This is a genomic window from Stenotrophomonas sp. 169, assembly GCF_014621775.1.
Lineage (GTDB): Bacteria > Pseudomonadota > Gammaproteobacteria > Xanthomonadales > Xanthomonadaceae > Stenotrophomonas.
This window is the reverse complement of the sequence record NZ_CP061204.1, coordinates 213,180-234,749: the sequence shown is the minus strand read 5'-3', so window position 1 is coordinate 234,749 and position 21,570 is coordinate 213,180. Positions and strand designations below refer to the sequence as shown.

18 protein-coding genes are annotated in these 21,570 nt (G+C 63.6%); 2 read left to right on the top strand and 16 right to left on the bottom strand.

Going from position 1 to position 21,570, the window contains the following annotated elements; genetic code table 11:
- Positions 1 to 4 precede the first annotated feature (4 nt).
- The 10 genes from ICJ04_RS00900 to ICJ04_RS00855 all read right to left on the bottom strand — a co-directional run bounded on the left by ICJ04_RS00900 (position 5) and on the right by ICJ04_RS00855 (position 11,752).
- A complete protein-coding gene (locus ICJ04_RS00900; protein WP_223202954.1) occupies positions 5 to 2,149 on the bottom strand; it encodes a phospholipase C, phosphocholine-specific in 2,145 nt (714 codons plus the stop codon).
- Positions 2,146 to 4,518 (bottom strand): TonB-dependent receptor, encoded by a 2,373-nt coding sequence (locus tag ICJ04_RS00895; protein ID WP_188325701.1) that lies wholly within the window; start codon positions 4,516 to 4,518, stop codon positions 2,146 to 2,148. The genes ICJ04_RS00900 and ICJ04_RS00895 overlap by 4 nt, the downstream gene beginning before the upstream one ends.
- A gap of 81 nt (positions 4,519 to 4,599) precedes the next feature.
- Entirely contained in the window at positions 4,600 to 4,977 is a 378-nt protein-coding gene (locus ICJ04_RS00890) for a type IV pilin protein (RefSeq protein ID WP_188325700.1), read from the bottom strand.
- Positions 4,974 to 8,675, bottom strand: coding sequence for a PilC/PilY family type IV pilus protein (locus ICJ04_RS00885; protein ID WP_188325699.1), 3,702 nt, complete (start codon positions 8,673 to 8,675; stop codon positions 4,974 to 4,976). The genes ICJ04_RS00890 and ICJ04_RS00885 overlap by 4 nt, the downstream gene beginning before the upstream one ends.
- 9 nt (positions 8,676 to 8,684) lie before the next feature.
- Positions 8,685 to 9,248 (bottom strand): PilX N-terminal domain-containing pilus assembly protein, encoded by a 564-nt coding sequence (locus ICJ04_RS00880; RefSeq protein ID WP_188325698.1) that lies wholly within the window; start codon positions 9,246 to 9,248, stop codon positions 8,685 to 8,687.
- Positions 9,248 to 10,228: a PilW family protein gene (locus ICJ04_RS00875; RefSeq protein ID WP_223202953.1), complete on the bottom strand. Its 981-nt coding sequence runs from the start codon at positions 10,226 to 10,228 to the stop codon at positions 9,248 to 9,250. The genes ICJ04_RS00880 and ICJ04_RS00875 overlap by 1 nt, the downstream gene beginning before the upstream one ends.
- Positions 10,225 to 10,659 (bottom strand): type IV pilus modification protein PilV, encoded by a 435-nt coding sequence (locus tag ICJ04_RS00870; RefSeq protein WP_188325696.1) that lies wholly within the window; start codon positions 10,657 to 10,659, stop codon positions 10,225 to 10,227. The genes ICJ04_RS00875 and ICJ04_RS00870 overlap by 4 nt, the downstream gene beginning before the upstream one ends.
- Before the next feature lie 29 nt (positions 10,660 to 10,688).
- Entirely contained in the window at positions 10,689 to 11,207 is a 519-nt protein-coding gene (locus ICJ04_RS00865; protein WP_223202952.1) for a GspH/FimT family pseudopilin, read from the bottom strand.
- A 45-nt stretch (positions 11,208 to 11,252) separates the two neighbouring features.
- Positions 11,253 to 11,591 (bottom strand): hypothetical protein, encoded by a 339-nt coding sequence (locus tag ICJ04_RS00860; protein ID WP_188325694.1) that lies wholly within the window; start codon positions 11,589 to 11,591, stop codon positions 11,253 to 11,255.
- A gap of 17 nt (positions 11,592 to 11,608) precedes the next feature.
- A complete protein-coding gene (locus ICJ04_RS00855) occupies positions 11,609 to 11,752 on the bottom strand; it encodes a hypothetical protein (protein ID WP_188325693.1) in 144 nt (47 codons plus the stop codon).
- Positions 11,753 to 12,311: 559 nt separating this feature from the next.
- Here ICJ04_RS00855 and ICJ04_RS00850 point away from each other — a divergent pair.
- Complete coding sequence (locus ICJ04_RS00850; protein WP_188325692.1) at positions 12,312 to 12,920, top strand: response regulator transcription factor; 609 nt, start codon at positions 12,312 to 12,314, stop codon at positions 12,918 to 12,920.
- A gap of 15 nt (positions 12,921 to 12,935) precedes the next feature.
- On the opposite strand, the gene ICJ04_RS00845 is transcribed toward ICJ04_RS00850, so the two are convergent.
- From ICJ04_RS00845 to ICJ04_RS00825, 5 genes are all read right to left on the bottom strand, one after another.
- Positions 12,936 to 13,607, bottom strand: a complete 672-nt coding sequence (locus tag ICJ04_RS00845) for a response regulator transcription factor (protein WP_188325691.1) — start codon at positions 13,605 to 13,607, stop codon at positions 12,936 to 12,938.
- Positions 13,608 to 13,718: 111 nt separating this feature from the next.
- Complete coding sequence (locus ICJ04_RS00840; protein WP_188325690.1) at positions 13,719 to 16,103, bottom strand: ATP-binding protein; 2,385 nt, start codon at positions 16,101 to 16,103, stop codon at positions 13,719 to 13,721.
- A 111-nt stretch (positions 16,104 to 16,214) separates the two neighbouring features.
- Complete coding sequence (locus tag ICJ04_RS00835) at positions 16,215 to 16,916, bottom strand: type IV secretion system protein (RefSeq protein WP_188325689.1); 702 nt, start codon at positions 16,914 to 16,916, stop codon at positions 16,215 to 16,217.
- Between the two features lie 51 nt (positions 16,917 to 16,967).
- Entirely contained in the window at positions 16,968 to 18,041 is a 1,074-nt protein-coding gene (locus ICJ04_RS00830) for an autotransporter outer membrane beta-barrel domain-containing protein (protein WP_188325688.1), read from the bottom strand.
- Positions 18,042 to 18,152: 111 nt separating this feature from the next.
- Positions 18,153 to 20,882 carry an autotransporter outer membrane beta-barrel domain-containing protein gene (locus ICJ04_RS00825; RefSeq protein ID WP_188325687.1) on the bottom strand — a complete coding sequence of 910 codons (2,730 nt, stop codon included), beginning with the start codon at positions 20,880 to 20,882 and terminating at the stop codon, positions 18,153 to 18,155.
- Positions 20,883 to 20,891: 9 nt separating this feature from the next.
- Here ICJ04_RS00825 and ICJ04_RS00820 point away from each other — a divergent pair, with 9 nt between their 5' ends.
- Complete coding sequence (locus ICJ04_RS00820; RefSeq protein WP_188327395.1) at positions 20,892 to 21,392, top strand: hypothetical protein; 501 nt, start codon at positions 20,892 to 20,894, stop codon at positions 21,390 to 21,392.
- On the opposite strand, the gene ICJ04_RS00815 is transcribed toward ICJ04_RS00820, so the two are convergent.
- Positions 21,336 to 21,557 (bottom strand): helix-turn-helix transcriptional regulator, encoded by a 222-nt coding sequence (locus ICJ04_RS00815; RefSeq protein WP_188325686.1) that lies wholly within the window; start codon positions 21,555 to 21,557, stop codon positions 21,336 to 21,338. The genes ICJ04_RS00820 and ICJ04_RS00815 overlap by 57 nt on opposite strands.
- Positions 21,558 to 21,570: the final 13 nt, after the last annotated feature.

Below are 21,570 nucleotides of genomic sequence, written 5' to 3'. Positions count from 1 at the left end.
GGTTTCAACCTGCAGCGAAGCGCATCGGCTCGCTGCCGAATGCGGGATCACTGCTGGCATGGCGCCCGTTCTCCGCACGCCCGGCCAACCGCTGGCGTGCCCCCTGCTGCTGCAGATGCAGGTCATACCAGCCACCGGTCGTAGTCGCCGCCCAGCGGATCTCTGCCTCTTCACCCACGGCCAGACGCAGCGTGCGCGTGGGCATGAGGTCCGCATACGCACCCCCACGCACATCCAGTGAAATCGTCTGCGGACCCGGGTTGCGCAGCTGCAGAACCATGTCATCTGCGACACGCTCGATGCGGGCTTCCACGGGCATGGCGGCCGCTGCATCACCCTGGTAGTGCCGATGGAAGCCATTCGGACCCAGCGCCCACAGGTCATAGCCGTGCACCGCGTGCAGCGGCCAGCTGCCCTGCAGGTCGCGGCCAGGGGCCACGGTATAACGGCGCGGGATCGCCTCCAGCTGCAGACGGTCGTACACATGGATCACCGCCGCCGCGCCTTCGCTGGCCAGCGTCAGCCGCACCTCGGCGGCCACCGCATCGGTCTGGATGGCGATCGCCGGGCGATAGGGAACTGCACGCGAAGGTCTCACGCCGCGCTCCTGCCGCGCTGGCTGCAGGGCCTCGGGCAGCGACGGCAGCGTGCGACCCGGCAAGGCAGCCGCCCGCGAGGCTACCGCTGCGGTGTCGGGCAGCGCGCGTACGAACGGACGCGTATCGGACTGGGTAAAATCGAATGCCTGGGTCAGGTCGCCGCATACCGCGCGCCGCCACGGCGAAAGCTCCGGCGCCGCCACGCCGAAGCGCCGCTCGATCAGGCGGATCACAGAGGTGTGGTCGTACACCTGTGAATCCACCCAGCCCCCTCGGCTCCACGGCGATATCACGTACAACGGCACACGCGGACCCAAGCCGTAAGGCCGGCCACGCAGTGCCGGTTCGTCATGCGTTTCGTTGCCCGGCGAAGGATGCCGGTGATACTCACCCACGGTGCTGATCACCGATGCACCGGCCCATCCCCCCTGCTGCGTGGCGTCCGCCGATGGCGGAGCGGGCGGTGGCACATGGTCGAAGAAGCCATCGTTCTCATCGAACATCACCAGCAGCGCGGTGCGGCTCCAGACGGTCGGATCGGCGGTCAATGCGTCCAGCACCTGCGCCGTATAGGCCGCGCCCTGAGCGGGACTGGAAGGCCCCGGATGCTCGCTGCCGGCGGCATCGGCAATCAGGAAGCTGACCTGCGGCAGCCGGTTGTCCAGCACGTCCTGCCGCAACTGCGCCAGCCCGCGCGTGCTGACCCCACGTTCGCGCAGCTGCGGGTCGTGGCCCGGTGCGTCCCGCCATGCCGCGCGGAACGCCTGGAAGCCGGCGAGCGGGTTGTCGGTGAAGTTGTCCGCCATGTCCTGGTAGATCCGCCAGTCCACGCCCGCCTGCTGCAGGCGTTCGACATAGGTGGTCCAGGTGTACGACGCCGGGTTGCCGCCCAGCTCGGGGAAGTTGTCGTGCGAGTTGGCCACCGCCGGGCCACCGCCCTGCGCCTGCGGATCGTTGTGGCCGGTCCACAGGAACAGCCGGTTGGGATTGGTGCCCGCCTGCATGGCGCAGTGGTACGCATCGCAGACGGTGAAGGCCTCTGCCAGGGCGAACTGGAACGGCAGGTCGCTGCGGCGGTAATAGCCCATCGCATGGTCCTGCTTCGCCGCGGGCCAATGCGCCATGCGGCCGTGGTCCCATGCCTTCTGCGCATCGGGCCAGGTATGCGGCGTGCCTTCCACCCGCATGTAACCGAAGTGCGCGGCGGTATCCAGCGGGAACGGGGCGATGCCGTGCGTACCGGCCGCATTGGGCTGCAGCCACAGCGTGCGATGCGGCTCGCCGGGCTGCAGGCCGGGGGCCGGCACCACGAAGCGATCACCGAAGCCGCGCACGCCCGGCAGCGTGCCGAAGTAATGATCGAACGATCGGTTTTCCTGCATCAGCACCACGATGTGCTGCAGGTCCTGCAGGCTGCGCGTGCGGGCGTCCGGTGCGATGGACGCCGCGCGCGCGATGCTCGGCATCAACGCGGCGATGCCCGCTGCCACGCCACCCTGCAACAGGCGGCGGCGGCCGATGTCGGAAGGCGGCGTCGGCGCGTGGCTCACAGATCGACCCGCACCGAGAACCCCACCGTGCGCGGCGCACCGATGAACGCGCTGTCGCTGCCGTCCACACCCGCCAGGTAGCGACGGTCGGTGAGGTTGCTGACGACGAAGCTGGCACCCACGCCCTTCAAGCGCGGCGACAGGTTCTGCAGGTCGAAGCCGATGTTGGCGTTGAAGACGGTGGCGGAGGGCAGCTTGTTGGCGTTGGAGGCATCCAGGTAGCGCGCACCCAGGTAACGGCCTGAAATGCCGGCATTCCAGCTGTCGCCCTGCCAATCCGCCGACACCACCAGGGTGTGGCGCGGTTGGCCGATCACCTGCGCGCCATCCACGATATCCAGCTCGGCGTCACGGGCCGCGTTGCCGCTGCCCAGGTATTCCGAACGGTTATAGGTGTACGCACCATTGACCCGCCAGCCGTTGTCCCAGCCATAGCCCAACGCGGCTTCGACGCCCGTACTTTCCACGCCGCCGAAGTTCTCGTAGACGCCATCGGTTTCGTCGAGGTAATCGATGCCATCGGCCAACCGCGCCGGCAGATAGACGATGCGGTTGTCGAATTTGATGTTGTACAGGGTGATCGAGCCGGTCAACGGCCAGCGGCTGATGCGCAGGCCCAGCTCGATGTTGTCCGCGGTCTCCGGCTCGACACGGGCGAAGCGCTGCGCATCGGTCTCGCCCAGCACCCCGGATGGAATGGCGGCGAAGTTCTGCGAGTAGCCACCGAACAGCTCCAGCCCTTCCACCGGTAGCGTCCACGTTGCGCCCGCCGACAGCAGCGGATCAGACTTCGAATCCGACCGCACGTTCTCGGCCGCACCGATACGGCGTTCCCGCTTCTGGTCGACGAAGAACTGCTTGACGCCCACGCGCGCACTGAATGGACCGAAGCGTGCCACGTCTTCCACGTAGTACATCTGCTCGTCCACGGTGTAGCGGTCTTCGAACTGCACCCAGTACGGCACGTGGTCGAAGCTGATGTCAGTGCCCACGTTGAGCAGACGATGCCAGTCACGGCGCACGCTGCGGTCCACGTTCTCCACCCACAGGCCGGCGCGCACGGTGTTGTCGATATCGCCGAAATCCTGCTTCCATTCCACGTCGGCGGTCAGGCCGGCGCGGTCGTTGTCGTAGTGCGAGTGGCGATACGACTGCACGCCCTGCACGCCCGCGTCGTAACAGGCCGGATCATAGTCGGCAGTGAAGCCCGCGCGCGGCGTGCAACCCGGACGCACCTGCGCCGCGCTGCCATCAGGATTGACGAAGTAGAACTGGCCCAAGGCCGAGCCGCCGTAAACCGTATCGCCACCGCGGTATTCCGATTCCGGATTGCCCACGCCATCTGCGCGCGCCTGCACCAGATACGGCGGCAGCCAGTCACCGCGCCCCTCCATCCGGTGCGCATAGCCCGCCACCGACGCCTTGAATCCGCTGCCGCCGTCGAATGCCGCACGCAGGTAACCGAACGTGTTCTCGCGCAGCGCGCGCGAGCCGGAACGGAAGTTCTGGTCCAGGTTCGGGATGCCGGTCAGGGTGCCGACCAGGCCGTCACGCTCGGGGTTGGTGGCGAAGCTGGCGGGCGACACGCTGGTGTACTCCGGTTCGTTGGCATCGTTGTACGACGCGTACCCGGTCAACGTCCAGCGGTCCAGCTCAGTGATGAACTTGGCCGCCACGTGGTCGTTGCTGGTCCGGCCACTGCCGTCGATCCAATCGCGCACTTCAGCCGATGAGGCGCTGATCCAGGCGCGGGTGTGCCCGGCCAGCAGGCCGGTGTCGTAGCGGGCGTAATACTTGCGTGCATCGTTATCGCCGCCACCGACGACGAAGCGCACGCGCTGCTCGTGCAGCGGATCACTGGTCAGGAAGTTCAGCGTGCCACCGAGGGCTTCGTTGGAACGCGACGAGATATCCGCCGTGCCTTGGCTGACCTCCACGGTTTCGAGATCCAGCGTGTCGATGTAGCGGTTGGCCAGCGAACCACCGCCGTAGCCCGATCCCCCGTTGGGCAGGCCATCGATGGTGGTGCCGATCTGCTGCGTATCGCGGTTGGTGACAAAGCCGCGCATGCTGATCTGCGTACCCCAGACCGATGAACCGGTGGCGTCTGCTTCACTGACGACCACGCCGGGCAGCTCGTTGAGCGCGTTGTTGACGCTGCTCAGGATGGTCTGGCGGTTGAGGGTTTCTTTGCTGACCGTTGTCTTGGCGTAGCTGGTGGCCTGGCCGATCACCTGCACCTGGTCGAGGGTACGGGCCTCGTCGGCCGGTGTGGGGGCGGCATCGTTGGCGTACGCATGCAGGGCGGGCAGCAGCATGACGGTGAGCAGAGAAGCACGGGGATAGCGGCTACGTCCGTAAGCGGGCATCGGGTCAGGTCATGGGGTGGGGTCCAGCGGAGTATTGGCGGGGGCGGTGACGTGGCTGTTACATGAAGTGCGATGTGTCCACTACCAGCAATCGTCTGCCGCGGCCATGCGCTTGCCTGCGCGATCAAGCGTCATGACACCGCAGCGGCTGTCTGCTCGCGCGTCGATGGGCGTGGTACGCACCAGATACCCGCCCGTAGTGGGTACTGTCACGTCCAAGCGGTAGCCGACCAGTTCGCCCGCACAGGCAGGTGTCGGAGGATTCTGGTAGCTGAGCTGCCGGGTGTATAGCCGCTCCAGCACCGAAGCCTGATCCAGCATGCAGTGTTGGGCCAGCACTCGACGGGTTCTGATGATGTATCGGGTGTAGGAGGGAAACGCGATGGACGCCAGGATCGCCACGATCGCGCACACGATCATCAGCTCCAGCAGCGTGATACCGCGGTTGCGGCGCCTCACTGTGGTAGGCCTGCATCACCGCGCCAGCGCAGCTCGCGCCAACTGGCCCGACGCAGCCGGTTGCCGATCGGATTGGTTATCACACCGGACAGGCCACCATCCTCCAGCGACCCGCCCAGCCAGTCACCCAGGAAACCCGGACCGTTGGGTCCCTGTCCAACCAGAAAGCCCGATGACGGCACGGGATGTCCGTCCGCATCGATCAGGTCGCCAGGATTGCCCACCGTGCCATCGCCGTCCATATCGAAGAAGCTGTCGTCCAGTCGCCCGCCGGTAAACGGATCGATGGCCATGAAATAGCCTGACCCTGATGGATTGCAAGGGTTGCTGGCATCGGGAATGCGGGTCGTACCGACCAGCGTCCGGCCGCGGAACTGATTGGGCAACACCATGCGTTCGCCACGCGGCGCAGCGCCGGGTGAAATGAAGTCGATCACCCAACCATCCGCTCCCGGTTGGTCGTTCTTGTCCAGCGCCCGCCCCGTCACCGTCTCGGCAAGGATGCGTGTCATCACCAGCCCTGAGCGCCCGGCGACGGTCTGTCCACGATCGCGGATGCCATACCAGGACTGCACGCCCATGTTGGTCAGATCACGCGTTTCCAGTAGTGCGCCCGTACCGAAAAACACCCACGTTGTACCGTCTTCCGGATTGCGGCCAACCAAGGGGGTTGCCGTGATGGGTTGCGGTGCGCCGCCGTACTGTGCGGTAAACAGACGCTGTGATTGCGAGCGGACCAGGTCCACGCGGAACAGACCACCAGCGGCATTGCCCACGTAGGCCGTCTCGGCAAACCCATCCCCATCGGCATCCCATGGCCGCGCACCGAACGCGCCACCACCGGCTCGATCCAGCACAGTGGTATGCACCTGCGCGGAATCGAGTGTGATGCTGTAGAGCCGAGACATATCATCGCCACCGTCTGCACCATTGCCCAGCACGACGCGCCAATCCCCATCGGCCACTTGCGCGATCAAAGGCTTGCCGATCACAGCGCCCATGCCTGCAAGGGCTTTGCCATCCAGCTCCCACATCAGACGGACGTCGCCTGGCCGGGTGATGTCGAGCGCGAAGACCCCCGGGCCAGCGCGGCCGCGCGTTCCCACCAGGATGGTCTTCCAGCTGCCGCCGACATAGGCGTCCGCGACGGTGAGCTCGCCATCGAGCAGGTAACGGTGCTGGTAGCCTTGCCGGGCATACTGCTGCAGACCCTCAAACGGAACCGAGCCTGGCATCACCGCGACGTTCTCGTCGCCACTGGCTGCATCGAAGCCATGCAGCATGCCGTCGTTCGCACTGGCGTACAGCGCCGGCCTGCGCCCGGACAGCGTTTGCACGAAAGCGGCATAGCGGTCAGCGCCCTGGAAGCGTTTGCCCCAGTAAAGATTGGGATTGGGCGGACCGACGTACACGGGCGAAGAGTTGACGAAATCACCGAGTACGCCTGCACGCAGCCGGAAGTCCTCTTTTCCCTCCATGCTGCGGTCTCCCAACAGATACTGCAGCACCCGCTCTTCACCCAATGCACTGCGCTGCTCTGCGCTCAGGGCACTCCAGCTTGCCGTCACCAGCGCGCCACCCTTTGGGATGAGTATCTTCCGATCACGCCACGGGCGTGCATCCAGCCGCGTCGACGCGCTCCAGACCGCCGTAGTCCCCACCACTCCGGTACGCGCATCGGCCTCGTATGCGCTGAGGTCTCCGCGCCAGCTCCCTGTCTGATAGGTCGCACTGTAGATGCGTCCATCGTCCCCGGGCTCACCGCCATTGGTCGAAACGGCAGAGCCGGCGCCCAGCTTGACCTGGGTGATTGCCTTGAAGGCCTGCTCAAGGCTGGCCACCATCCGCGTCGCATCGGAAGCGGCGAAGAAGTTGCGCGGACGACGTTCCCGCCTGTCATTGTTCACGTAGTCAACGCCATTCCACCACCACTCCGGCAGCAACGGCGGCGCTTTTGGGTTATAGGTCTCGTAGCCACTGGGGACCTCGAAGCCGCCATACTTCGCAGCCAAAACATACTGGTTGTTGGTGAGCTTGTAATCGCCCTTCTCGACCACATCAACCCAATATGTCTGCAGGGTCTGCTTGCCGGGAAAGCCGTTGCGCGCGTCGTCCGGCCGGATGTCCGTCGTGTTGGCCAGATAGGCCAGGGCCGCGATGTAGGCAGAGTTCTGCTGTGCCGCCACACCGTTGTACCAGGGCGCAACCGCACGTGAGCTGGCTTGGGAAGCAGAAAGCCCTTCCATCAACCAGATCTGCTTCAACGCCTTCACCACATCCACCGACGTGTCCGATGAAACCCCTGCAGGTTTAGTAGGCTCTCCCCCCCTGTTGGTTGCTCCGGGCAGGTTCTTGTCGGTCCAGGTGTTGGTATCGCCGATGCCGAGCAGGGTATTGCTCTGGCACTGGTATCGGATCGGATCGTCCCATGCGGCGATGACGGGGAACCCGTCCGCCTGACGGTAGCGCGTCGTGGTGTTCTTCGATAGTTCGCTGAATTCCTTCACGTTACCCAGGCCGCGGATATAGCGCTGCGCGGCGTAGTACAGCTCGCTGACGTTGTCGTAATACTTGGGCGTACGACCCGTCCTCATCTGGCCAAAGCGGTTGAGATAATTGATCACGCCACTGTGCCGAACGCCGCCCCCTGTAGAGGACGCGTCGGCCGGATCCGGATTGTCCAGCAGCACCCCGGTGACAGGGTCCCATTCGCGCGCCGGATTGATCGTCGGTGGCGTCAATGGATCGTGGGCAAAGGGACCAATGAACTTCTGCCGGGCCCGCAACACGCCGCCCTCGGCGGCGGTTTCATACCCGCCGGTATCGGCGGCGCCGGGCCCGCCGTTATTGAGATACCCAAAAATTGAGTAACGCAAGCGATCGCTGTTCTTCTGCAGCAGACCCTCTGGCTTGAAGCCGTTGGAGTAGGCCACACAGTTTTCTTCAAGACCAACGGACGGGTCGCAGACCTTTACCCTGATGCTGACTTCATAGATGACCCCCTCGTCGCCTGGGTTGCTACCGCGTGGCGGCGAGAGCGTATGCCGCGTGTTGTCTGGATTGTAGGCGACCGATGATGTCGCCGTGTCCAGGTTTCTGGTGGACGAAAAATACATGCGTGCACCCAACCCGTACACACGCGCATAGAACGCCCTGTACTGCGCCGCAGTGGCCGCATTGACCGCGCGCTCGTTGGCAGCCGTGCCACTGGGCAGCCGCCGCGTCTCGAAATTGGCGGCCCGTCCCTGGATGGAGAAGTCGGCTTTCTCAAGCCACGTCTCTGTCGGTGTGTCACGCACCCTGTAGCCGCCGGTCAGGCCCTTGCGGAAGGGATCGATCGTCTGGGTGGCGGCCCAGTTCATGAAGCGGCCATCCCATAGCTTGCCAGCGCAGCCTGCTGCAGGGCGCAGCGATGCGGGTGCGAAATGACGCTGCGCTTCCTGCGCTGCATATACGTAGCGGTAGCACTTGCCAGGATCGAAGTAGCCCACATAAGCGCTGGTCGAATCGTAGTTCCCGAGGTTCGCTGCACTGATCAGCGTCGGAAACTCCACCGACGGCACCAGCACCAGATTGGCGGGCACCTGGATCTCCGCAGTCAGTGGTGTCTGTGCGACTTCCGCGTGCAATCCACCACTGCCCAGCGCCAGTGCCAGGGTCAAGCCCGCTACTGCGGCGGCGTATCCATATCTCAGCATGACTTCACCTCACTCACGTACGACGACGGTCTGCAGCACCACGCGTGCCCGCCCGTTGGCATCCGGGTTCGAGCCACGGGCCAGCACGCGGTAGTATTCCGCCTCTACCAGACCCGGTGACTCACCGTAGTTGGGCTCGTTACCCAAGCCCAGTTCGACATGTGTCTCGCGCCGGCCCATGTACTGCACTGAATACTCAGGCGCACCCGCGCTGATCCCGTTGCTCTGAACATCCGGCGCCACCTGCCAGCTTCGGCCGGCCTCGGTTGCGCCGCTGCTGATGGGCAGGGGACGGCACGCAGGGCTGCCAGGAAGCCCGCTTTCAGAGCAGTTCGTCCCTTCGCCACCAGCACCGAACCGTTTCAGCTGGATCGTCTTTTCGGCCGCCGCGAGTGCGGCCTCCGCGTTCTGCAGCGCCAGCGCGCGGTCGCGCATGGACGATGTCATCTGCTCCTGCAGTACGCCGGCATTCAAGCTCATCACTGCGACGATCGACAGCAGCAACAAGGTGATCAGGACGACGAACAGGGCGATGCCACGCTGTCCGCCGCGATTGCTTTGAACGGCGCGCATCAGCTGCGGGACCTTATCTGGAACGTGTGTTGGAAATGCCGCGCCGCCGTGTCGCCGGTGCGCCCCGGCAGTTGGGGTACGACAGAGAAGCGCACGGAGACGGCGGTCACGTTGTGCCACTCCGCATCCGGGACCTCGGCGGCCGTGACGTAGCGCGACCCACCCCGGACCAGGTACCTGAGCTGGAAGCTGTCGATGCCGGGCACGATCGCCGCAGCGCGTGCCGGTATACCGTCACGCACCACGCTGCGATACAGGGCCGCGCGCTTGTCCGGGCCGGTGCCCACATACCAGCGTACTTGTTCCGGTAGCGCCATCGCGGTATCAGGACCATAGCGCTGCATGGTTGCCAGCGGTGGCATGGCGCCCGCGCAGGCATTGGCACGGACGAAGTAATCCACGCAATTGGCGGGAGCGGCATGCCCGATGGCAGCGCCCGTTGCGGTCACGCGCAGCAGGGTGGTGACCTTGAAATCACATACGAGCAACGCATCGCCTACCGCCGGCGTGTCGACACCCGTTACCGGAATCGGATGCGTGGACTGCGCCGTGTCGGTGACCGAGAGCTGCAGCGGAGTCAACGTCCACAGCCGGATGCTCTCTGTTCCGGCCAGGCGCTCGGCTTCAGCGGTTCCAGAGTCGAGGGCAGGCATCTGAAAGACCTGTCCACTGCTTGCCTCATCGGCCCCTCGTACGGGCTCGGACAGCGTCTGCCAGAACAGGCTGTCCCGTTGGGCGAGAAGATTGACCACCGCATGCCGGTTGTCGCACAGCGTATCGCCCGCGCCACGCAGGTCTTGGCCGATAAGCTCCATGGCGACCCTGGCAGCTTCCTGGGTCCGTGACACGCCTATCGTGCTGTGGGCATTGGCGGCCGAGTTCAGGTAAATGCTGCCGCATGCCATGATGAGCATCAGGCCAAGCGCGAGCGCCACCATGAGCTCGACCAGGCTGAGTCCACTGCACGCCGCGCGCCTCATGGCGTGAATCCCAGTTCGATCTCGACCACACCCGGATCCGTGCCCGCACCGGCGCGTTGGTCGTCCCACATGATCGACGCCATACAGGCGTCGGCCGTGCAGCGCACTGCACCGCACACCTGCATGGTGGCATCCCCCTGGCCGCTCAGCCCCTGCAACCAGCGACTGATGTCCTGCCGTGCCAGATCCCCGATCGGGGCCTCGTCATGCGTGCAGACCCTGCCCTTCGTGTCATATGCACCCGACTGGAATCCGGCCGGGTTGGCACGGATTGCCTCGGCGAGGCTGGACGTGGCGTAGACGGCGGCCGTTCTGACCAGCGCCCCTTCATTGCGCTTCAGTGCAACCAACTGCGCAGACGCCGTAGCCAGCCCGCCGATGGATAGCAAGAGCACCGCCACCATGACTTCGATCAGGCCTGCTCCTTCCACGCCCCGCCTCGAACCCGCTCCCCGCGTCATCATCCGCACCCCTGATCCTCCTTCTGACGCTGGAGCGAGATACCACTCCCTATGACCACCCGATAACGCTTCAGTACCGCCGTGCTGCAAACCAGGATCGAACCCTCTGCCGGCATGCGGCCGCCCATGCGAACCAGCCCGGTCGATTGGAAGACGAGGCCACGTCGGAGCGCATCGGAAACCGTCACGTCACTCCTGTCCGGCATGTGACCAGTACGCAGCACAAGCCCCTTTCCTGTGGTGACGATCCACTGCTGCCAGCCGTCGGACGCGCATCCAGAGCGGTCTCGCGAACCGCACAGGACCACGCTGTCATTGCGGCGAATGGCCTCATGACGAGCAAACTCCATGTCGCTCAACAGGTCGTTGGTTGCACTGGCAATTCGCGTCTGTGCAATGAGCGCGGAGAAGGAGGGCATCGAGAGCGATACCAGGATCGCCAGCACCGCCAACGCGACCATCAATTCCAACAAGGTGAAGCCGGTGGTGAATCGGTTCGGGATAGCTCTACAGCTCATGCTTTGCTCTGATGAAAGAAGGCAGACTCCGTGCACAGCGGCGAGCTACCGCAACGTCGAGCGCCGATCCAGTGAAGTCGGAGTACTGGCATCGCCGTCGCGGACCACACGTGCTTCAAACTTCGGTGCGTTCTCGGCCTTGGTGTCGCCTGTCCCTACTGCAAGATCCCGTCGCTGCAGCAGCGTGGTGATGCGTTTGGTGGCAGCACCCAGGCGTGCATCGTCACCAATGAGAACCTGCAGGATCGCAGCGGTCGCCATCGTCATCCGCAGCTTGTCTTTGCCGGCCACCATCTCGAACTCTTCGTCGTTCATGGCCAGGTGGGTCAGCCATGCGTGGACGATCGTTGCCAACCGGTTGCGCAAGGGGTCAGTAGCGTCCATCGATGGACCTGACAGGCTCACCGTACCTGCCCCGTCAGCCCATCGCGGTCGGACACATCCTTCTGCAGGCTCATCCAACGCCCAAGCATCAGGCCCAGACACGCCGCTACCGCGGTCCATGCACCGGCTACAACCAGCAGTATCTTCAACACGGTTTCCATCTATTCCCTCACTCACTGGCCAGGAATCCGGCGCTGCCGACGGAGAATAGGAAGGACACTCCGAATTAAGAATCGAAGAACCTCGAAATGCGTTGCGGCCGCGCCTCAGAAGCAGCGGATCCTGTCATGCGGGTGGAAATAGATGCTGCCGAATCCATCCGTCAGATCCACCCTTACCTGTCCTCGCTCGTTACGTCTGACACGTCCAACGCGGCACAGAAACTCGGCGCAGCCTGGAATGCACGCGAGTATCAGATCACCCGAACGCAAGTCACCCGCCTCGCAGGTGTGGGGCAGGACCTCCATGGTGTCAGTGTCGTGAACAGATGACATTTCGTGGTACTCCGGGGTAAAGCGTGCAGACAGATGACCAAGCGGGCGGCGCTCGTCGTCCGCGTGCCCGCACGATACCTCGCGCCCGTGGTCTGCAGTACCCATTCGAGACGATTCATTGTCGTGCAGCCCTGCATTTCGAAATCGTTCGGATCGCTTTTATCTGATCATGGGTGCGGCCCATGAATTAACAGATGGAGGGCGTCGCATGCGTTCTGATACAACCGTGATCGTGCTCGATCAGCATGCGCTTGTGCGCACCGGCTTGCGCGCGTTCTTCAACACGCTCTATGGCATCCGGATCACTGAAGATTTCCGTAGCGCCGGCGCATTGCTGGAGCACCTGCAGGATCATCATGCAGACGTGGTGGTACTCGACTGCTTCCAGGGCGAGCATGCCGCCAAAGCGCAGGCACTGCTCCAAGCCATACAGCACCGCTCCCACTGCAGGTTGGTGGTCTTCAGTTCCGATCTGACAAGCAGCGCACGTGCCATGTGCATCGCCGCAGGTGCAGATGCCTATGTTGGCAAGTGCGAGGTCTTGGACACGCTGGCATCCACGGTGCGGTCAGTCGTCGAGATGAGCCGGCCACGCATCCCCGGGGCCGGAATCGACTTTCTTGCTTCGGCATTGCACGAGCTCACGCCTCGGGAAAAGGAAGTGATGCAACTGGTTGCCGATGGCCTGTGTACGACCCAGATTGCCAAGGCGCTGGATCGTGCCACCAGCACGGTGAGTGCGCAGAAATGGAGCGGGCTGCGGAAACTGCAGGTCAGCAGTGAGAACGAGTTCCTGAAACTGCTGCCGCCTGATTTCCGCTGGCCGCTCCACTGATCGGAACGCAGAGGATCAGCCGGTCTTCTCGATCAAGGCGCGCACCTTGAACAGCTCGGCATCGGTACGGATCCCCAGTTTCTGATAGCCCGATTTCTTCTGCGTGCTGATGGTACTTACCGCACGCGAGAACTTGGCTGAGATTTCCGTCGTCGACATGCCATCGAGGATACAGCGCAGCACCTCATGCTCCCTAGGTGTAAGCGGTTCTGCAAGACCTTGCGGGAGGGCGTCGCGCTGGGCGCGCAGGCCGCTCAGATCGGCCAGTTGCTGTCGCATGGCGCCACTCAGGTAGGTCTTGCCACTGGTGACGGCCTGGATCGCCACGAGCAACTCATCGGCCCCTTCTCCCTTCGATAGGAATCCATTGGCACCAGCCTGCAGCGCCAGCGATACGGTCGCCGGGTTGAAGTGGGAGGACAATACCAGGATGGCGAGGTCGCCAAAGCGCGTGCGCAGCGAGCGCAGCAGGTTGACGCCGTCCACATCCTGCGGCCCCAGCGAGAAATCCACGATTGCCAGATCCGCTGGATTACCGGCTGCGCCGAGTGCGCGGATGAGATCGCGCGCACTGGTGTAGGTACCCACAATATCGATACCCTCCACGCCGGAAAGCCGCCCACGGATACCCTCTAAGACGATGGGGTGGTCGTCGACCAGCACCACGCGAATCTTTTTCGGATGCATCGTCGATAATCCCGGAGTGAGCTGCCGAAGCGAGATTACCAGAGCGTGTTGATTCAACGCCACGGTATTGATGGAGGCTGGCTGCCTCCATTCACTCTACCGTGCGTGACATTATCTTGTTGCTGCGTCCAATGCCGTACGCAGCGCGTCGACGAAGCTGTCGGGAGGCATAGCGCCTTCGCTTATTGCTGACTCCACCGCCTGCGCGCAGCGCGCCAACGCTGTCCAGCCCAACATCAACGCGGCCCCGTTGATCCGGTGTGCGTAGTGATGTGCCCGATCCAGATCGACATTGGCCAACGCAGCATCCAGCGCATTCATGTCCTCCCGCAGCAGTGCTTCATGGTCGATCCCGATCACTGTCGGCTCTACGGGCTCGATGCGGGGTGAACCGATCCGGACGGGCCACAGCTCCAGGATGCCTTGTAGCTCCTGCAGGCGCAGTGGCTTGCGCAGCACGCCGTCCATGCCGCATTCCAGGCACCGCGCCAGATGCTCTGCGCCGGTGGATGCCGAGATAGCCACCACCGGCAGATGCTCGGCCCGGGGCACCGCCCGGATTCGCCGTGTCGTCTCATAGCCATCCATGCCCGGCATGTGGCAGTCCATCAACACCAGATCGAAGGACTCACGTGCAAGGACCTCCAAGGCAGCCTCGCCACTTTCAACCAGAGTTGGCGCGACACCCAGTTCGTGCAGCTGCTGTCTGATCAGCGCCCGATTACCAGGATGGTCTTCGACCACCAATACCGTAGCGGGGGGCGCATGCTGCGCAGCAGCGGCCGTGGCCGTTCGAGCGCGATCGGTCTCGGCCGGCAAGGTCAGGCGCGAGGCCGCCTCGACCAGACTGACCGGGATCGCCAGCGCCACGGTGGTCCCGGTCTCCGGGATGCTGTCCAGCGTGATGCTGCCCCCCATCATCGTGACCAGCTCGCGGCAGATGGTGAGTCCCAGGCCGGTGCCGCCGAACTCACGCGTCGTCGACCCATCAGCTTGGGAGTAGGCCTGGAACAGGTGGTGCTGCTGGTCAAAGGGAATGCCCACCCCGGTATCCGTGATCCGGATCAGCAGCGTGGCGCTACGCGGATCCGACGGGCTCGATGGTTCAAGCCGGGCGTCCAGGTTGACGCATCCGCGCTTGGTGAACTTGACCGCGTTCCCCAGCAGATTGTTCACTATCTGACGCAGGCGCGTAGGATCGATCATCACCAAGCCATCGACCTGGTACTCCAGCCCGTAGTTGATCATCAAGCCTTTTTCATCTGCACGCGGGCGGATGAGGTCGACCGCCTGCTGCAGCAGCACGCGGACATCCGTGGGCAGCTTTTCCAACGTCAGCTTTCCTGCATCCAGCTTGGACAAGTCCAGGACGTTGTCCAGCAGGTCCATCAGCGCCTCGGCCGCGACCGTGGCACCGTCGGTAAAGCCTCTCTGCCTCTCATCGAGCGAAGTACGGCCCAGCAGCTCGATCGAGCCGAGCATGGCGTTGATCGGCGTGCGGATCTCGTGACTCATGGTCGCAAGGAAGCGTGCCTTGGTCTGTTCGCTGCGTACGGCGCGACGTCGCGCCTCGCGTGCCCGCCAGCCGAAGAAGGCCAACAACGCCACCGCCAGCAGCAACAGGGTCAGTTCCACGCGGCGGTAGTGAAGGATCGACCAGATGGTGGGCGCACCGTAATCTGCCTGGGACAGGTAACGTTCGTAGATCTCGTTGCTCTCGCGCGCGGTGATTGATCCCAATGCCTTGTCCAGAATCGTCAGCAACATTGGATTGCTGGCGCGCACCCCCATCCGCGCCCGGTAAGGCGGGATGTCCAGCGTGCTGGCAATACCCAGCTGGCGCCCGTACTTGCGTCGCAGCAGCGGCGACAGGGTGGCTTCGGTGCCCACCGAAGCGTAGGCCTCTCCGTCCACCACTTTCCGCAGGCTGTCCTCGGGGCTGATGACCTCGATGGGTATAGCGCCGGGCCGACGATAGGTCAGGACTTTCTGGATATCAGGGCCGCCACGGATCGCCACACGCTTGCCCGTCAATGTGTCCGGCCCGAACGTCGAGGCGGCGTCGCCGCGCGTCACCAGAATCAATGGACTGGCGAAGTACGCCTGCGAGTAGCGGAGTGAGCGGTCCACCTCGGGACTTACCGTGGTGGGGCTGGCATTGGGAAACAGGTCCACGCGTCCCTGCAGGAAGACCTGCTGGGACTCTTCCCAGGTGCGCGTGGGAACGAGCTGGAAGGACAATCCGGTGCGCTCGGAAAGCGTCTCCAGATACGCCGCGATCAGGCCTTGGTATGTGCCGTCCACAATGTCTTCAAGGGGACTGACGTTCGGTGCGCCGGCATAGTAGACAACCGGATGCTCCGCAATCCACTGGCGCTCGGCCGCGGTGAAGCCAGGCGTGCTGGCCAAGGCCGGGAGGGTGAACATCAGCATCGCGACCGCGCTTGGCCAGCCGCGCCGCAATGCGATGGACCATCGCTGAAGTGCAGCAGTCACAGGGAGTTTCCTCTGGCGGGCCGTATATCCGACGTTGGCAGGACGAGGCGCTGCCGCAGGCAACCGGAACCATCGACGGGGTGCCACCGTAGCACGCACCACAATTCGAAATTATTCGAATTGATGTGAAGACGGAGAGCCTGCCGGCATCCCGGAGGACGGCATCCAGCGGAAGTCGGTGATGTACAGCCCCAAAGGGTTGGTCAGGTCCACGTCGTGGGCGGGAGCTACCTGCTGGACATTCACCTCTGCCGTCCACCGCAAGGTGAGCGGGTCGGCACCCTGAGGATCTGATGCGACCTCATTCCAGCGGATCTCGTAACGCTCTCCCGACTCTGCGGTGATTGAGATGATCTCCACCGTCAACGGCGGCGGATCGTGCGGGCGTCGGTATTGCGCCAACCAGCCCTTCAGCCTGGACAGCGCCCTTGGGCGGAGGACACGCATCGCACTGGCAAGATTCTGTTCACGCCGAGACGCGTCCGCAGGCACGGCACGCACCCACAGTATCCACGTCTTGAGAAAGTGCTCGATCTCCGGTGCGGCCGCGGTGTAATCGGCAGTCGCCCGCCCAAGCACGGCAACGCTGCCATCCGCATCGACCCGGGTGATGAGTGGCTTGGGCGGCGGTCGGTTTACCGACGCAGCCAGCCCGGCGACAGCCACCAAGGCGATAGCACCTATTCCTACCGCCGCCCGACGCCAGGCGCGGGCCTCTCGTTCTGCCTGCTTATGCTTCTGCTGGAGAAGCAGATAGGAGCTGAATATCTTCAAGTCGGTCGCGGCCTCGGTGTTGACGATCAGGGGAACCACCAGCAATGCGTGAGGCATCGGGCGCCCGGCGGGCACCCGATGCCTTGTGTTTCACCAGCTGTACTTCACGCCCATCTGTGCACCGTAGTTGCGGTACTCGTTCTTGCCGCGCAGCGTGCTCAGCTCGCCCCAACCCGTCCAGCCGCCGCCCATCTGCAGCTGCGCACCGGCCTTGAGCTCGTAGACATCGCTCGGCTGACCACCGGACAGGCCTACGCCGTTGAACGCCACCGCGTTGTCGCCTTCGCTGTGGATCCAGTTGGCGGCCACGAACGGCTGCACCCGGTTCCCTTCGCTGGAGGTGTCATGCCCGTACAAACGCACGCCCAAGCGGGTCTGCAGGCCGCCGGCATCGACCGTCTTCACCGTGGTGCCGTTGGTTTCTACGTGCTGGTCACCTTCCATGGAATAGTCCGTGTAGGTCACCTGCGCCTGCGGTTCCAGGTAGAAGGCCTTATCTGCTCCTTCATGCAGCTGCATCGCGTAACCGGCTTCGATGGAGGCCATCAGCGCCTTGCTGTCATAACGTTCGGTCGCCAAGGCATCGCCCTGCACCTCGTTCTTGAAGCGCGCCGTCTGCAGCCAAGCATCCAGGTAAGCCCCCTTCTCCGAATCGGCGCTTTGCATCCACGTGGCATACAGGCCCAGCGCCTTGCCATCCACTTCGCCCTTGGCACCGTAACCGGTGACGTTGGAGGTGGTCTGGCTGCTGGACGTGCCGGTGGCCAGCATGATGCCGGCCAATCCGCGGCTGTCATCGCCCCACTTGGCGAAGTCCGTACCCACCTGCAGCATCGACTGGCGGCTGGCCACGTCCAACTGGCCTTCGCCCGCATTGAACCGGGTGTGGTCTGAGGTTGTGCGGACCCATGCCGAATTGAGCGTGTCGTCCGACTTCAGGCGCTGCGCCAGGTTGGGCTCTCCCAGTCGTTCGTGCAGGGTCATGTCGAACATGCCCACTGCTGCTGCCTGGTTGGCCAGGTAGGCGCCGGTCTCCGGGCGGTAGATCTTGGTCGGCGGCGGCAGGACCGGGGGATCAACGATCTCCGGGTCCACCGGCGGGTCGATGACGATGGGGTCGGTCGGCGGGTCAACTGGATCGACCGGCGGGTCAACTGGATCCACCGGATCGACTGGCGGATCGACCGGGTCAACGGGATCCCCGGATCCACCGGATCGACCGGCGGATCGACCGGGTCAACGGGATCCACCGGATCGACCGGCGGATCGACCGGGTCAACGGGATCCACCGGATCGACCGGACCGGTCCGGATCCCGATCGACCGGCGGATCGACCGGGTCAACGGGATCCACCGGATCGACCGGCGGATCGACCGGGTCAACGGGATCCACCGGATCGACCGGCGGATCGACAGGGTCGACCGGTGGCTCAACCGGCAACTCCGAACGCAGGTACCAGTCACCGTCGGTCGGATCAGTCAGCCCGCCCTGATGCAGGAAGTACTCGTACGAGCCGCCCACCGCACGGCCCATCAGGTTGAACACACCCGCCGACTCACCATCCACCTGCACCAGCTGGATGCCATCGAAGGTCTCCGCGCCCTGCCCGCCCACGTTGTTGACCAGGATGCCGCTCTGCCCGGCGGTATTGCCCAGCACGTGCAGTTTGTCGGTCAGCGAGGCGTCGTCACCCAGCACGGTGTTCATCTGCAGCACTGCGTTGTCGGCCACGTAATCGCCGGTCACGGTCAGGGTCTTGAATGCCCCGTCGTCGTGGTTGAACGCGATGGTGCTGTTGCTGGCTGACAGCATTCCTACCAGCGAGTCACCCGTCATGTCCCAACGACTATCCGCCAAGCGCAAATCGTCGACGTTCTGTGCGGCGCCGTGCAAGCTGCTTCCGTCCGACAGATCAACAACTCCCGTATAGCCATCGCTGAAGACAATGTCACCGGTGAGCTCGGAGCGGGCAGCGTTGAAGCGGGTGGTGCCCAGGCCGGTCCCATCTTCGGATACATCATTTGCCAACAGCGAACCGGCCCCGCTCCATGCATTGGACATGACAAGGTCAATGGTGGCATCTCCGTCCACCATGATCGCGGTGCCTGTACTGCTCAGGATTTCACTCCCGTGAGCATCCACTTGGGAACCTGCATTTGCCATCAGGCCGACACCGGATTCACCGGCGGCCACCAATGAACTGGCGTCAAGATCCAGCTTGCCATTGTCGACATAGGCGGCGTAAGAGTCCGCCCCCGATGCCAGCACCGTAGTATCCACGGCGTGGATATCACCTGCGTGGTGGGCCAGCAAGCCGATCGATTCCTTGCCGCGCAACTCCACTTGAGTGCCGGTGAGGTTGATGGTGCCTTCAAGCAGACCCGGCACCCAGTCACCGTAGCCAGCCATGGCGCCATAGGCATTGTCCGCGGTCATCAGCACGCTGCCACCGGTCATGTCGATCTGCGAGCCGGCCGAGAAGGCCAGCAGTCCGATTGCGCCACGCTGCTGCACTTCGATCGTGGTATCGGTCAGGTTAACGGTTCCACCAGTGGCCCACACGCCAGTAGCATGCGCGTTGGGGGTGTTGGGGGTTACTGCGGACTGGCGCACCAGGATGCTGCCTCCCTGAACCGTCGCCGTCGAGCTGTCGCCGACCAGGAGGCCGCGCCCACCCAAGGCTTCGATCGCGGTATCGGCCAATGCCACGCGGCTACCCTCCAGCGCAGTCACACCGTCCTCGGCCTGGATGCTGCTGTTGGACACCGAGACATTTGCACCGTCGGCAAGAATGCCCATTCCTAGGCGCACGTCGGGAATCGCACCTTCCGGTCCGGATACGGTGTTGGTATTCAGATTTTCGATGCGCACGTTGTCCAGGGTGATGGTTGCATCATCCTGCGCGGTCACGGTGGCCAGACGGTCGGGCGAAGCGGTGTTGTACATGCCGCCTTTGCTGCGCAACGTACCACCGTCTTGTGAGATGCTGCTGCCGGTGCCGTTTGCCAGCAGCGCGGCGGCACCAAATCCATGAGTGGTGACGTCCACGCGTAAAGCATTTACGTTGCCGCCGGTCGTGGCACTGATGCCATGCGCAGCAGAGCCGAACGTCTCGACTGATGTATCGATCAGGTCGCCCGCCCCCCCATCATAGACACCCACTCCAAGCGCGCGCGGCCCCAGCGTCACGATGGAGCTGCTGCGCAGCGTTACCTGCCCACGAATCGCTGCTCCATGGGAGAGGTTGCCCTCGGTGAGTGCATTTGTGGATTCGAACCGCCCTACGCCAGCAGTGTTGTTGATGGCGGTGGCTTCGGCGCCCAAGGTATGGATCCGCGAGTTGGACACTGTCACGGATTCAGTGCCGCCGTTCATAAAGATACCGCTACCGGCATCGCCTTCGGTACGCAAGTCGAGACCCTCGCCGACAAGGGACCCGCCCGTCTCGGTATAGATCGCCGAACTCCGGAAACCCGTCATGGTCACGCTGGTTTCCATAGCAGTGGCGCTTCCTGAAGTCGACGCCTGCAGACCGTGTGTGACCGTGCCATTGTTGATGATCGTGGAGGTGCGGACGTCCAGAATTCCGCCGTCGAACGCACCGGCGCCTTGTGCGCTGGTACCCAGCGTATGGATGCTCGTTCCATCGATGAGAACCTTGCCGCCGTTCTGTGCACGGACTCCCTCCGCGGCGACGCCGGTGGTCACGATGCTGCCGCCGTCCAGGCTTATCTCGCTTCCGGCTCCGTTGGCGAATAGGCCATGGGCCAGGCCTCCCGCGGTGGTGATGGCGGTGCGAGAAGCTACGATCGTGCCGGAGTTGAGCGCTTCCAGACCGGCGGACCTTTCGCCCGTGGTATCGATGGGGCCTGGGGAAGCGACTTCATTGCTGCCATCGGCGACGACACGATCCGCGTCAGCGGCCTGAACTGCGCCCGCCGACATCAGTAGGCTGGTGGCAACGGCGAGCGAAAGGCGCCGCTTGGAAAATTCTTGCATCGTCATGAGGGTGCCTTGATTGAGATTCAGGGCACCACGATAGATTTTGGGCGCGTGCTGTCCTATCGAATTCCTTCGAATGCACGCCCGCTGATTAAATATTCAATGAATTCCTTCAATAGAATCCTCCTTGAACACGTCGCATTTTCAGATGGCGGGCGTTGCGCTCTTCAATCGGATACACCGCACAAAGTTCAGATACAAGAGAGGCGCCTTTCGGCGCCTGTAGTGGTGATGCGTTTTTGCCTCTCGTTACCAACTGTATGCCCTACCCATCCGGCCGCCTTAGTTGCTCTAGCTGCCCTTTCCCCGGGTGCTGTTCATTTCGCCCCAACCGGTGAAGCCACCGCCCAGCTGCAGCTGCGCACCAGCCTTGACCTGAAAGGTGTCACGCGACTCGCTTCGCTGGCCCGGACCGGATTGGTGGGCGGACAGCAGCCAACGATCAGGGACTGCCAGTCACTCAGAATTCCGCATAGTGACTCCATTTATCTGAAGTGCAAGTTCCACAGCTGAACTCACCTTGAGCTTGCGAAGAGCACTCTTCTTCTGTGTGCTGATCGTAGGAGCCGCCCGGCCAAGTCGAGCAGCGATCTCCTTCGTTCCATATCCTTGCGCCAGCAGCTCGACAACGGCCCTCTCGCGTCGAGTGAGGGCATCCAGATCAAGCGTGTTTGTCATGTTTTGACCCCAA